Source organism: Pectobacterium sp. 1950-15, from assembly GCF_037136835.1.
Taxonomy (GTDB): domain Bacteria; phylum Pseudomonadota; class Gammaproteobacteria; order Enterobacterales; family Enterobacteriaceae; genus Pectobacterium.
Window position 1 is genome coordinate 116,259 of record NZ_JBBBQR010000015.1, and the last position, 12,782, is coordinate 129,040.

The window sequence follows — 12,782 nt, forward strand, 5'->3', positions numbered from 1 at the left end:
GGGGAAAATAATGAAAAATAGATTGAGTGTTGCCGGCGTCAGTGGTTTGTTATTAATCACGACATCTGTACTGGCGGTGGAAAAGCATCCTGATGAGGTGCGCGTGGCCTACAGTGGCGGTTCGCAGGTATTAGTCTTAGCTAAAGCCGATGGTTCGTTGCAAAAAGCATTGGGTGCGCCAGTAAAGTGGGTGCAGTTTGCTTCTGGTGCTGATGCGCTGAATTATTTCGCCAGTAATGCGATAGATATCGCCAACTTTGGTTCCAGCCCGGCGACAGCCGGTATTGTCAGGAAACTGCCGGTGGAGATCGTCGGTGTATCTGGCGTGATCGCCACGTACGAGCGTCTGATTGCCAAGTCTGGTATCGCCACGCTGAAAGATATCGAAGGTAAGCGTGTCGCCTATCCGCCAAATTCCACCGCGCAGTACGCGCTGGAAGCGGCAATCGCGGTGAATAAACTCGACCGCAGCAAGATTACGCTTATTCCGCTACGTCCGGCTGAGATGGTGGCGGCATGGAAGCGTGGCGACATTGATGCAGGCTACGTCTGGGCCCCATTTGCGCAGGAGCTGGAAGCCTCCGCCGGGCATGCTATTTTTGCGACCAAAGATCTGCAAAAAGATGGGTATCTGATTTACAACAACTATGTGGTCAGAAAGGCTTTTGCCCAGCAGTACCCTGAAACGGTGGCGCGCTTCCTGCGCGTACACCAGTTGAAAGTGGATGAGTTCCGTCAGGATCCGGAAAAAGCGGCGGCGATTGTGGCAAAAGAAGTCGGTGCGCCCGTTACGACGGCAACCAATACGCTGTCAGGGTTGGAATACCCGACGCTGGAACAGCAGGCGACGGCACAGTGGCTGGGTGACGGTAGCAACACCGATCGCAGCGGTATCGGTCAGGCAGTCGCAAAAACGGCGCATTTTCTGGAGAGTATCGGCGAAGTTCGCCAACGCGATATTCCTGCATCGTTCGCCGACTCCATTAATTCCTCTTATCTGAAGCAGGCTGCGAAAGGGAATTAACGGGTCGTGAAAAGAACGTCTTATGTATTATTGAGTATCGCGTCTGTGGCGGCGGTGTTCACGTTGTGGCAAGTGGCGGGCGCGAAGCAGTGGGTCGATCCGTTGCTGCTACCGCCACTGTCAGACATCATCCTGACTGCTGGGGAACTGGCGCAGGATGGCTATCGGCAGGTGCCGCTATGGGAACATATTGCCGTCAGCGTCGCTCGGGCGCTAAGCGCTTTCAGCGTCGCCATTATTCTGGGTGTTCCGCTTGGCCTGTTGATGGGGCTATCGCCTCCGATTGCTGCCGTTTTTAATCCTTTCGTTCAGTTTCTCCGGCCACTGCCTAAAATCGCACTGATCCCGCTGGCGGTAGTCTGGTTGGGAATCGGTGAGGCATCCAAATTTTTCCTGATCTTTATCGCGACGTTTCTCAGCGTCGTGGTGGGGGCTTGTGCCGCTGTTGAGCGCGTGGAACGTTCCCGTATCCGCGTCGCACAAACGCTCGGCGCCAGTCGCCGACAGATCTTTTTCCACGTTGTTTTGCCCGATACGCTGCCGGAGTTGTTCACCACGGTGCGACTGGCTATCGGTATCGGTTGGACGTCCCTGATTGCGGCAGAAATGGTTGCGGCCACGTCGGGCATTGGCTGGATGGTCATGAACGCCAGCGCTTATCTGCGTACCGATATCGTGATGTTGGGCATTTTATTATTAGGCGGCATTGGCTATGTGCTCGATCTGTTATTGGTTGGTGCACAGCGCGTCTTCGTGCCGTGGGCGGGGAAATCATCATGACAGAACCTTCTCAGCCCGTTGCGCCACACATTGTTGTGGAGCACGTTAGCCTCACATTTCCGTCACAACGCGGCCCGCTAACGGTGCTGGATGACGTTTCTCTCCAGATAGCGAAAGGTGAATTTGTGGTGCTGCTGGGCCCTTCCGGCTGCGGCAAATCCACCATTCTTAATATGATCGCCGGTTTTGAAACTGCCGATAAGGGGCGCGTGCTGTGCGGCGATGAACCTGTTCGTCGTCCGGGCCCCTCGCGCGGCATGGTATTTCAGCAGGCCAATTTATTTCCCTGGCTCACCGTGCTGGAAAACGTGACGTTTGGACCACGGATGCAGGGCGCAAATAAAGCCCAGCTTCAACGTGAAGCAGAAAATTATCTGGCACTGGTTGGGCTGGAAGGATTCCAGCAGCACTACCCCTGGCAACTCTCTGGCGGAATGAAACAGCGGGTGGCGCTGGCACGTGCCTGGCTGCCGAACCCTGAGGTGTTGCTGATGGACGAGCCGTTTGGTGCGCTGGATGCTCAAACCCGTTTGATGATGCAGGAACTGCTGCTATCTGCCTGGCAAAAAACCGGCACCACGCTGTTGTTTGTCACGCATGACGTGGACGAAGCGCTGTTCTTGGCTGACCGGGTATTGGTGATGTCCGCGCGTCCTGGTCGTATTGCAGAAGCCATCCCACTGCCGTTTGGCCGCGAAAGAGACATTGAAACTCTGGCACAGCACCCTGACTACGCCGCCTTGAAGCAGCGTATTTTACATCGCGTTCGTGAAGAAGCGCGTCGTCACCTCAATCTCTAATCCGAATTTCAGGAGACTATTATGCACCTTGCCCGATTCCCCCGTTTGTCACTGGGCCATTTTCCTACACCGCTGGAGGCATTGCCGAATCTGTCTGCCTATCTGGGCGGGCCGACGATTTATATCAAACGCGACGATGCGACAGGACTGGCAACGGGTGGGAATAAAACCCGCAAACTGGAATTCCTGTTAGCCGATGCGCAACAGCAGGGTGCGGATATCATTATCACGCAGGGCGCGACGCAGTCTAACCATGTACGGCAAACCATTGCGGCGGCGACCAAGCTGGGGCTAAAAACCAAAGTGCTGCTGGAAAAGCGCGTGGAGGACTACGGCGAAGACTACCAGCGTTCCGGCAACGTGCTGCTGGATCATCTGCTTGGCGGTGAAATTATCGATCATCTGCCCGCTGGAACGGATATGCAGCAGGCGATGGAAACGCTGGCAGAATCGCTGCGCAAAGAAGGATTGAAACCTTATATCATTCCCGGCGGCGGCTCCAGTCCGGTCGGCGCACTGGGCTATGTCGCCTGTGCGGAAGAGTTGTTGTTTCAGTCCAGCCAGCAGCGCCTGCGCATCGATCATATTGTGCATGCGACGGGGAGCACGGGGACGCAGGCGGGATTGGTTACCGGGCTGGCGGCGACGCATAGCCAAATTCCCCTGTTGGGCATCAGCGTCAGAGCGCCGAAAGCGAAGCAGGAAGAGAATGTTTACGCATTAGCGCAGCGCACCTGGCAACTGCTCGGTATTCCGGGGGAACTGCCGCGCAGTGCTGTGCAGGTGAACAGTGACTACGTTGGCAAAGGGTACGGTATTCCAACCGAAGGAACGCTGGAGGCGCTCAGGCTGCTGGCGCAACTGGAAGGGATTCTGCTCGATCCGGTCTATTCCGGCAAAGGCATGGCGGGGCTGATCGATCTGATTCGTCAGGGACATTTTCGCGCCGATGAAAACATTGTCTTCATCCATACCGGTGGGTCAGCCGGACTGTTTGGTTACCGTCAACTGTTTGAACAGACGGCCGCACAATGAGTTCGCCGCTGATTGGTGTGCTGGGTGGCATGGGGCCGCTGGCGACGGTCGATCTGCTGCATAAAATCATTGAAGAAACACCAGCCAGCCGCGATCAGGATCATGTGCCTGTGATTGTCTGGAATGTGCCGCAGATTCCAGACCGCCAGCAGGCACTGGCAGGAACGGGCGAATCGCCGTTGCCGATGCTTTTGCATGCCGTTCGGCAGCTTAACCGCTTGTCGGTCAGCCATATCGTGGTGCCGTGCAATACGGCACACCACTGGTTTGATGCGCTGGCGGAGGAAAGCCATGCGCCGCTGGTACACATTGCGGATGCCACGTTGCACGCCATTACACTGCCTGCGGAGGCAAAGAAAGCACCGCAAAAAATCGGGCTGATCGCGACTCACGGAACGCTTAACGCCGGGTGGTATCAGCAGCGTTTTGCCGCGCAGTTAGGGGCTGAAACCGTGGTGCCGGACGAGCAGGAAATGACGACACTCTTCGTGCCGGGATGCTATGCGGTAAAACGCGGAGAATTACAGCACGGTGGACGCTTGCTGGATCAGCTTGCCGCACGGCTGGTAGCGCGAGGTGCGGAACGTCTGGTGCTGGCCTGCACGGAAGTGCCTCCTGCGTTGGAGACGGTATCATCACGCTGGCGAGATATCAGCATCGATCCGACACGAGCATTGGCACAGGCTTGCGTTCGTCTTTGGCAGCAAAGATAAAAAAACGCATAGTGCGTTTTTCAACGTTGCTGGCGACGGCCCGTGAGGGTGCCGTGCCTTCCGGCATAAAAAGCCGCCCATCGCTGGGCGGCTTCTAGGTACAGAGAACTGAATTACAGGAAACCGTACATCGCAGCGAACACCCAGCCAAAGACGCAGGATGTGCTCACACCGATCAGGCCCGGCAGAATAAAGCTGTGGTTGATAACGAAGCGGCCAATTTTGGTGGTGCCGGAGCGGTCAAACTGGATAGCCGCCAGATCGCTTGGGTAGGTTGGCAGAATGTAGTAACCATAGCAGGCTGGCGCAGAGGCCACGATATACGCCGGATCCACACCGATAGCCAGCGCAACGGGGACAATGGCCGCCAGCGCCGCTGCCTGCGAGTTCACGAACTTCGATACAATCAGCAGGATAATGGCGTAAGCCCAAGGGTAGACTTTCACCAAGGAACCGAGCGTACCTTTGATCTCTTCCAGATGCGCGCCGAACATGGTTTCCGCCATCCAGGCGATGCCGTATACCGCGACGATGGCAATCATCCCTGAACGGAACACTTCATTCTTCGAGATCGAGGACGGATTGGTTTTGGTCGCAATAATGATGATGGCACCAGACAGCAGCATAAACATCTGAATGACCAGCACCATCGACAGTGGCTTACCGGCAAAGACCGGACGCAATTGTTCAACGGCACCCAAAATTGCTACCGCAGCGATGGTTGCCAGAAAGATCCACATAGCGATCCAGTTGCTGCGTGGCAATTTTCTATCCAACAGCGTAGCGGTATCGCCATACACGTACTGTTTGTTTTCTGGATCGGCGATGAATTTCTGGAAATCCTCATCCTTATCCAGATCTTTACCGCGGAACCAGCTGAAAATCCCAATCGCCAGAATGCCCAGCAGGGTAGAAGGGATGGTAATCGACAGCAGGTCGAGGAATCCCAGATGCTTACCCTGGAAGGTGAAGTTAGCCAGCATGGCAACCAGCGAGACAACCGCAACAGAAACCGGGCTGGCGATAATCCCCATTTGTGCGCCGATCGAACTGGCGGCCATCGGTCTTTCAGGGCGGATATTATTCTTGATGGCGACATCATAAATAATCGGCAGAATGGTATACACCACGTGGCCAGTACCGCACAGGATAGTCAGAATACAGGTGACGAACGGCGCGATAATCGAAACGTATTTCGGGTTACGCCGCAGCATACGTTCCGCGATTTGCAGCATCACATCCAGCCCGCCCGATGCCTGAAGCGTTGCCGATGCGGCCACCACGGCAATGATGACCAACATGACGTCAACGGGCGGTTTACCCGGTTGCAGTTTAAAAATAAAGACCAGAATAACAAGTCCAATCCCGCCTAATAAACCCAGCGCGATCCCGCCTTTTCGTGCCCCGTAAAAAAGGCAGATCAGGACAATGACTAATTGAATGATGAAGTCCATAGTAGCCCCATTGCATTGCTTTATAAGATGAACTGATTAGTTAGAATTAAAATAAGTGAGTTTTTACTGTGGGTACTATATGGACGGGTGGTTATTTATTTTCTTGATCTAAATCTATTAATTTTTATCTTTGCGCTATTTCCGGAAAATAAAAGATCCCGGTCGCAATAATGGCGCATTTATGATTTCTTTAGTTATTTAACTGTGATTTTAATTTATTAATGGCGGGGCGGAGCGTCAGTTGGTGAGGTTGTTAATGATTTGGTGGGTTTTTTAAAAGTGATTAAATTTTCGTTCTTATTTTGTTGTTTTCAGTGTTCTTCTATTTTTTATTTTCGTTAATTATTGCCATAAAAAATCCAACCTTAATGTTACTCTGGATACCTCTAATGGGGTATTTTTGCATATTGTATTGTTTTTAAATGATTACTTTAAAAATGATAAAATGAATCCCTTTTTGATAATGAAGTCAACGCCAGGCCGTCGAGGATGGGGAGAAAAAATAAAAAGGGTTGCCGCGTCACCGTTATTCACGCCAGAAATATAGCTGACGAATTTGCCGCTATTTTTACATCGAGTGCGAAGGGGAATATTTTTATAGTGTGATTGGTTATTAGCATAAAAATTTTTATGATTTTTTTAGAATATCTGAATGCGACTTATTTTCCTTTCTAAACTGAGCGTGGCCGAATACTGGCCACGGCGCTATCTCTTATATCGTTTTCCGAACTTGTGTCGCTAGGTATGTACGAAATAGGTCGCTAACTGACGCAACGTCTGCTCGTCCAGTGTACCGGCGTAGTAACGCAGCTGTAGCCAGGCCGTCAGCCAGGTATAACGTGCTTCGGTCAGATCGCGCCGTGCACCGTAGAGCTGCTGTTCAGCATTCAGTACGTCAAGATTCACGCGCTCTCCACCTTGAACGCTCTTCTGTGTGGCGGTAACCAGTGCCAGTGCTGATTTTTCCGCCAGCTCATAGGCACGGATTTTCGCCTGACTGCTGGTGACCAGATTAAACTGGCGACGCAGTTCCGTCTGTATTGTCGCCGTCTGTTCGTCCTTTTCCCGTGCCGTCTGCTGATAGCGCTCCTGCGCCTGACGCGTTGCGGCAGAGACACCGCCACCAGCAAAAATCGGTACGCTGACGCGGATACCAATCGATCGCGTATCGTATTTCTGGTTGTAGCTGTTTTCGGTGTCTGATTGCGTATTGCGCGTGCTGGCGACCAGTGTGACCTGCGGCAGGTGACCCGCCCGGTTACGCTCAATGCTGTATTTCACCACGGCCAGCGACAGTGCGATGCCGACGGCAAGAGAAAGTGGATTCAGTTGTAACAATCGGCTGTCTTGCTGTTGTGTTCTTTTAAACATTTTCGCCTGGTCTGCCATTCGTTAAATCATCAATAAGCATTAATAAACAAAGGGATACTTACCCCTTTTTTTATTAATGAAAATGATAATAAAAATCATTACCTAAATATGAAGACGGCTGAGAAGACAGAACCCGTAAAAAAATATTTAAATTTTTTCTATGGCACGTTGCGGTCTTGTGAACGTAAAGGGCGTTTGTGAGAGATTGCCACGCCTGAGCAGCGTGGCAGGGATGGGGAAGACAGGGGAGAAAGAGATCAGTACAGAACGGTGACGCCGGGGAGTGAAACGGTTTTGGCACCCAGTTCGGTGGCGATGGTTTGCAATGCGCCATCCAGCTCGTTCAGCGAAAAAATGCCGCTGACCTGACGCTGACGCAGCGCTGACGTAGGGATGACGATCGTGCCAGCGCGATACTGATTGATACGGGCGATGACGACCGCCAGCGGCTGTTGATCAAAGATCAGCAGGCCGCGCCGCCAGTCTCCACGCTCGCGGCTATTCCAGCCGGGGAGCCGCGTCATCCCTTGTTCGGTATAGCGTGCCGCCTGTTGCTCATCAAGCTGCAATGATTGTCCGTTTGCCGTGACCTGAACGCTGTGTTCCACCACGCCGACGGTCGTGGTCTGTGATGAATTCTGCACGATAAACTGCGTGCCCAGCGCCTGTGTGGTGCCTGATGCAGCATCAACCAAGAAAGGGCGTTTTTCCTGTGCGGTCGTTGGGGCGACGGTGAACCAGGCGGAGCCTTGCAGCAGCGTGACGCGACGCTCTTGCGGCGTATAGGCGAGCGAAATGGCGCTGCCTGCATCCATATCGACTTCACTGCCGTCCGGCAACGTAACGTGTTTGACCTGATGTGCTGCATGATAATCCGAGCGCAGCATGAGGATGCCGTCTGAAATCCAGGTTGCGCCGATACTGAAGCCCAGTAGTAGCAAAGCCGCGATTTTCCACTGCGTTGCACGATTAACGCGCCTGATGAGAAAGGTGGCCGGCGGCTGTGGTTGCAGCACCTGCCGTTGCTCGGCGCTGAGTGACCCGAGCCCATGCCAGAGCATCCCTGCCTGTTCCAACGCGTGGCGATGGCGCGGATCCTGTGCCAGCCAGTGCTGGAATGCCAGTTCCTGTTCATCGTCCAGCGGCGCTTCGGCCAAACGTATGGCCCAGCGTGCTGCCTGCTGCTGGATTTCAGGAGGATAATCGTTCATGTCGTAGGCCTGAAGTGTGTGGGGTCTCTAAATAGGTAGACGTCTGGCGGCAATAAACCCGTAAATAATTTGTGATTATTTCATGATGGGGGCCGCGTTTCACGAGGCGCGTATCGTCATCATCGCATGCAGCGTCATGGCGAGATGTTTCTCTACGGTGCTGAGGGAAATCTCCAACTGCTGAGCAATTTGCGCCTGCGTCATGTGTTCAAACCGGTGCAGATGAAATATCAACTGCGTGCGTTCAGGTAGCGTCGACAGCACATTTGCCAGACGTTCCAGCTCCTGTTGGGCGATGGCCGTTTGATCGAGCTGGGGCGCGGCATCCGGCAGGTATTCCAGCGCCGCCTCCGTATCGTCAACGGATGCCGCCATCTGCCAGCGCTGCTGGTGGCGGACATGGTCGAGCAGCAAGTTATTTGCTGTCTTATAGAGATACGCCTTCTTGTCGTCTACATCATTCTGCTGTTCCAGCCGTTGTGCCAACCGTAAAAAACTCTCTTGCACCAGATCGGCTGCTGCCTGAGGGTCGCGCAGTTTATGATTGAGATAGCGTTCTAACCGCTCTGCATAGTGGTTGAACAGCATTCTGAGTTCAGACTCTGACATGCCAACGTCCCGTCAGGTGACCTTCCCGCCGACTCTGCGGCAACAGAACCCCTTTCCCTTGTCACAGTGATCTTCATAGCAATGCACGGCACTGTCCGTCGACGGGGTAAGGCCCTGAATAATAAATTTAATGTAATTGATAATTATTATCACATATGCCGCAGCGAAAAGCAGAGTTAAATCTTCTTCAGATTGGCGGATTTTCGCCATCGACTACACTTACCTTTGCTGGCTTATTATTTGATCAGGAGAGACGAGATGACCACGAAGGACTCAGCGCAGGATCCTAAAGAAGTAACGGTCAGCGAAGGACTGGCAAAGGTGCATGAGGCATCAGAGCAGTTGACGGAAGAAGAGATCGAGGCGTTGGCGGAAGAAGCCAGACAGGCCGCAACGCAGACAAAGAAAGCATCGGGCAACGCGACTTAGCGTAAGGCCGCCAGTTGCAGCATGGATTGATAGGTAGGCGCAAGGTGGCAGGTTTTTTGCACAGACATTTTGCAGATAGTGGTGAAAGACACGACGGTTTTCTCTCTGTAAGGAAAATGTATGCACGACAAATTACTCATAGAAGGCAAGCTGGTTGCGGGTAAGGGCGAGGCGTTGGCGGTATTCAACCCTGTCACGGGAGAGCAAATTGCCGCCATTGCGCAGGCCGATCTGCACCAGGTTGATGCAGCGGTTCTGGCTGCCGAGTCCGCTTTTGCACACTGGGGACAGACCACGCCGAAAACGCGCGCGACGCTACTGCTACAGATTGCCGATGCCATTGAAGAAAACGCCGAGGCGTTTGCCAGGCTTGAATCGCTGAACTGCGGTAAGCCCTACCATGCGGCGCTGAATGATGAAGTGCCTGCGGTTGCTGATGTGTTTCGTTTTTTTGCCGGTGCGGCGCGCTGTCTGAGTGGTTCTGCGGCCGGAGAATATCTCGAAGGGCACACCTCGATGATCCGGCGCGATCCGGTTGGCGTGGTGGCGTCCATCGCACCGTGGAATTATCCGCTGATGATGGCGTCGTGGAAGTTGGCACCCGCGCTGGCGGCGGGAAACTGCGTGGTGCTGAAACCCGCGGAGCAAACGCCGCTCACCACGTTCTATCTGGCGCATCTGCTGGCGGAGATACTGCCAGCGGGCGTGGTGAATATTGTGTTCGGGCGTGGTGCAGACATCGGTGATGCGCTGACGGGGCATGAGAAAGTGAACATGGTGTCGCTGACCGGTTCGATTGCGACCGGCGCGCATATTCTGTCGCATACTGCCTCGAGCGTAAAACGGACGCACATGGAACTGGGCGGCAAAGCGCCGGTGATTGTTTTCGACGATGCTGATATCGATCAGGTTGTTGATGGGATTCGCAGCTTCGGTTTCTACAATGCGGGGCAAGACTGTACTGCCGCCTGTCGGCTGTATGTGCAGCGTGCCGTCTACGATAAGGTCGTGGAAGCATTAGGCAACGCGGTGGCGACGCTGAAAATGGGCGATCCACATGATGAAACCACCGAACTGGGGCCGCTGATTACTGAGCAGCAACTGGAACGTGTGGTGGGGTTCGTCGAACGCGCTAAAGCGCTGCCGCATATTACGGTGGTGACCGGTGGCGAGCGAGTGAAAGGGCAGGGATTTTACTTCCAACCCACGGTGCTGGCGGGCGCGAAGCAGGAAGACGAGATCGTCCAGAAAGAGGTGTTTGGCCCTGTTATCTCCATTACACCATTTGATGATGAGGCACAGGTGATTGGCTGGGCCAACGCCTCGCATTACGGTCTGGCCTCGTCGGTCTGGACGCGCGATATCGGGCGGGCGCACCGTCTGGCCGCGTGCCTTCAATACGGCTGTACCTGGGTGAATACCCACTTCATGCTGGTGAGCGAAATGCCGCACGGCGGGCAGAAACTGTCAGGCTACGGCAAAGATATGTCGATGTACGGTCTGGAGGATTACACCATTGTGCGCCATATCATGATCCGGCACTGAGGATCGTCGGTCTGCCGCAGGGGAATGTTATCCCGAACAGGTTGTTTTGGACGGGAAGCCGGTTATGACATAGCGCGTTTGTCCAGACTCGGCGTGCCCCAAAAGAGGGCGTGCTGGGCAAAACCGGGGCATCACGAGATGCTGTGATTTTCGTCATACTGGCATGCGCTATGCTAATTAGCTATTAATTTTGTTCATTCTCATTTAGTTCAAATCATCTGCTGAATTTTTGGTTTAGATCGCGTTTTTGTATTTTATTCTGGTTTAGGGCGGGCGACTGGCGTGTTATGTGCATTAATTAAATTGGCATCGCGTGATGTCCGTTTTCAAGGAGCGCATTTTGTCCAGATCAAACGCCCACCTTAACCCGCTAGAGTGTACTCAGCAGGCACTGCATTGGATTCATAGTGACACGCTATCCCACGATGACATGGTGGCACTGAATCGAGAAGTTTTGAGTTGTTTTCGTGAATACGTCAACCCAGGTTTTCTGGAGTACCGAAAATCTGTCACCAACGGCGGCGATTACGGCGCAGTCGAATGGCGCGCCAGCGGCCCGAATACGCTGATTGATACCCAAGGGAATGAATATCTGGACTGCCTCGGCGGTTACGGCATTTTCAATGTTGGGCATCGCAACCCTAATGTGATTGCCGCTGTGGAGCGCCAGCTCGCCAGACAACCGCTGCACAGTCAGGAACTGCTCGACCCGCTGCGGGGGCTGCTGGCAAAAACGATGGCGGCACTGACGCCGGGCGATCTGAAATACAGCTTTTTCTGCAATAGCGGAACGGAATCGGTTGAAGCGGCGCTGAAACTGGCGAAGGCTTACCAGTCGCCGCGCGGCAAATATACCTTTATTGCTGCGACTGGCGCGTTCCATGGTAAATCGCTGGGGGCGCTTTCAGCCACCGCCAAGCCTGCGTTTCGTCGTCCTTTTATGCCGCTGTTACCCGGCTTCCATCATGTGCCTTTTGGCGATATCAGCGCCATGCGTAAGCAGGTTCAGCAATGCCAGAAGACCGGCGATGATGTTGCTGCCATTATCCTTGAGCCCATTCAGGGGGAAGGCGGCGTGATTGTGCCACCGGAAAATTACTTGCCTGCGGTCAGAGCATTATGCGATGAGGTTGGGGCATTGCTGATTCTGGATGAGGTGCAAACCGGCATGGGGCGCACGGGCAAGATGTTCGCCTGTGAGCATTATGGCGTGCAGCCTGACATTCTGTGTCTGGCGAAGGCGCTGGGCGGCGGCGTGATGCCGATTGGTGCCACGGTGGCGACAGAAGAGGTCTTCTCCGTGCTGTTTGAAAATCCGTTCCTGCATACCACTACGTTCGGCGGCAATCCGCTGGCCTGCGCGGCGGCGCTGGCGACCGTCAATGAATTGCTGACGAAGAACCTGCCTGAACAGGCGGCGATACAAGGGGCGTTTTTGCTACAGGGTTTACAGCAACTGGCGGCCGAGTATCCTCAATTGATTATTGAAGCACGAGGAATGGGGCTGTTGCAGGCTATCGAGTTCAAGAAAAACGAGATCGGGTATGCCTTCGCGAAGGAACTGTTTCAACGTAATGTTCTGGTGGCAGGTACCCTGAATAATGCCAAATCGGTCAGGATTGAGCCACCGCTTACCATCACGCGCGAGCAGTGTACCCGCGTGCTGAAGGAAGCGAAGGAAGTGCTAAAGAAGCTCAATGGCACGATGCCTGACGAAAATAAAATGAAGGAATATGCGGTAGAGTGAAAAACGAGACGGAAACACGCAGCACCCTATTAGGTTCAGCCCGAAAGCCAGTCAGCCCTTACTG

The 12,782-nt window shown here is 53.8% G+C and carries 12 protein-coding genes; 8 read left to right on the forward strand and 4 right to left on the reverse strand.

Annotated elements, in window-relative coordinates; translation table 11 throughout:
• Positions 1-10 precede the first annotated feature (10 nt).
• From WCT94_RS16390 to WCT94_RS16410, 5 genes are read left to right on the forward strand one after another with little or no spacing between them, the layout of a single operon-like run.
• Positions 11-1,024, forward strand: coding sequence for a taurine ABC transporter substrate-binding protein (locus WCT94_RS16390; RefSeq protein ID WP_336870411.1), 1,014 nt, complete (start codon positions 11-13; stop codon positions 1,022-1,024).
• Between the two features lie 6 nt (positions 1,025-1,030).
• On the forward strand, positions 1,031-1,804 hold the full coding sequence (locus WCT94_RS16395) for an ABC transporter permease (RefSeq protein WP_336870412.1): 774 nt from the start codon (positions 1,031-1,033) through the stop codon (positions 1,802-1,804).
• A complete protein-coding gene (locus tag WCT94_RS16400; RefSeq protein WP_336870413.1) occupies positions 1,801-2,604 on the forward strand; it encodes an ABC transporter ATP-binding protein in 804 nt (267 codons plus the stop codon). Before WCT94_RS16395 ends, WCT94_RS16400 begins: the two co-directional genes overlap by 4 nt.
• Before the next feature lie 21 nt (positions 2,605-2,625).
• The gene (locus WCT94_RS16405; protein ID WP_336870414.1) at positions 2,626-3,639 is read left to right on the forward strand and encodes a D-cysteine desulfhydrase; all 1,014 of its coding nucleotides are present in this window, start codon (positions 2,626-2,628) and stop codon (positions 3,637-3,639) included.
• Positions 3,636-4,352 (forward strand): aspartate/glutamate racemase family protein, encoded by a 717-nt coding sequence (locus WCT94_RS16410; protein ID WP_336870415.1) that lies wholly within the window; start codon positions 3,636-3,638, stop codon positions 4,350-4,352. Before WCT94_RS16405 ends, WCT94_RS16410 begins: the two co-directional genes overlap by 4 nt.
• 113 nt (positions 4,353-4,465) lie before the next feature.
• Here WCT94_RS16410 and WCT94_RS16415 read toward each other — a convergent pair whose 3' ends face one another.
• The 4 genes from WCT94_RS16415 to WCT94_RS16430 all read right to left on the reverse strand — a co-directional run bounded on the left by WCT94_RS16415 (position 4,466) and on the right by WCT94_RS16430 (position 8,997).
• On the reverse strand, positions 4,466-5,806 hold the full coding sequence (locus WCT94_RS16415; protein WP_336870416.1) for an anaerobic C4-dicarboxylate transporter: 1,341 nt from the start codon (positions 5,804-5,806) through the stop codon (positions 4,466-4,468).
• Between the two features lie 738 nt (positions 5,807-6,544).
• Entirely contained in the window at positions 6,545-7,177 is a 633-nt protein-coding gene (locus WCT94_RS16420; RefSeq protein WP_336870417.1) for a TolC family protein, read from the reverse strand.
• A gap of 257 nt (positions 7,178-7,434) precedes the next feature.
• Positions 7,435-8,388, reverse strand: coding sequence for a FecR family protein (locus WCT94_RS16425; RefSeq protein ID WP_336870418.1), 954 nt, complete (start codon positions 8,386-8,388; stop codon positions 7,435-7,437).
• 99 nt (positions 8,389-8,487) lie between these two features.
• A complete protein-coding gene (locus WCT94_RS16430) occupies positions 8,488-8,997 on the reverse strand; it encodes an RNA polymerase sigma factor (RefSeq protein WP_336870420.1) in 510 nt (169 codons plus the stop codon).
• A gap of 258 nt (positions 8,998-9,255) precedes the next feature.
• Between WCT94_RS16430 and WCT94_RS16435 the strand changes: the two genes are divergently transcribed.
• The 3 genes from WCT94_RS16435 (at position 9,256) to ygjG (ending at position 12,718) form a co-directional block, all read left to right on the forward strand.
• Positions 9,256-9,426, forward strand: coding sequence for a hypothetical protein (locus tag WCT94_RS16435; protein ID WP_336870422.1), 171 nt, complete (start codon positions 9,256-9,258; stop codon positions 9,424-9,426).
• A 120-nt stretch (positions 9,427-9,546) separates the two neighbouring features.
• The gene (patD, locus tag WCT94_RS16440; protein WP_336870423.1) at positions 9,547-10,971 is read left to right on the forward strand and encodes an aminobutyraldehyde dehydrogenase; all 1,425 of its coding nucleotides are present in this window, start codon (positions 9,547-9,549) and stop codon (positions 10,969-10,971) included.
• A gap of 340 nt (positions 10,972-11,311) precedes the next feature.
• Complete coding sequence (ygjG, locus tag WCT94_RS16445) at positions 11,312-12,718, forward strand: putrescine aminotransferase (protein ID WP_336870425.1); 1,407 nt, start codon at positions 11,312-11,314, stop codon at positions 12,716-12,718.
• The last annotated feature ends 64 nt before the right edge of the window (positions 12,719-12,782 follow it).

What these genes read in the sequence shown, in the direction of transcription:
- WCT94_RS16390 (WP_336870411.1), top strand. Translation starts at nt 11, where the DNA reads ATGAAAAATAGATTGAGTGTTGCCGGCGTCAGTGGTTTGTTATTAATC.
- WCT94_RS16400 (WP_336870413.1), top strand. Translation starts at nt 1,801, where the DNA reads ATGACAGAACCTTCTCAGCCCGTTGCGCCACACATTGTTGTGGAGCAC.
- WCT94_RS16405 (WP_336870414.1), top strand. Translation starts at nt 2,626, where the DNA reads ATGCACCTTGCCCGATTCCCCCGTTTGTCACTGGGCCATTTTCCTACA.
- WCT94_RS16410 (WP_336870415.1), top strand. Translation starts at nt 3,636, where the DNA reads ATGAGTTCGCCGCTGATTGGTGTGCTGGGTGGCATGGGGCCGCTGGCG.
- WCT94_RS16415 (WP_336870416.1), bottom strand. Translation starts at nt 5,806, where the DNA reads ATGGACTTCATCATTCAATTAGTCATTGTCCTGATCTGCCTTTTTTAC.
- WCT94_RS16420 (WP_336870417.1), bottom strand. Translation starts at nt 7,177, where the DNA reads ATGTTTAAAAGAACACAACAGCAAGACAGCCGATTGTTACAACTGAAT.
- WCT94_RS16425 (WP_336870418.1), bottom strand. Translation starts at nt 8,388, where the DNA reads ATGAACGATTATCCTCCTGAAATCCAGCAGCAGGCAGCACGCTGGGCC.
- WCT94_RS16430 (WP_336870420.1), bottom strand. Translation starts at nt 8,997, where the DNA reads ATGTCAGAGTCTGAACTCAGAATGCTGTTCAACCACTATGCAGAGCGG.
- WCT94_RS16435 (WP_336870422.1), top strand. Translation starts at nt 9,256, where the DNA reads ATGACCACGAAGGACTCAGCGCAGGATCCTAAAGAAGTAACGGTCAGC.
- patD (WP_336870423.1), top strand. Translation starts at nt 9,547, where the DNA reads ATGCACGACAAATTACTCATAGAAGGCAAGCTGGTTGCGGGTAAGGGC.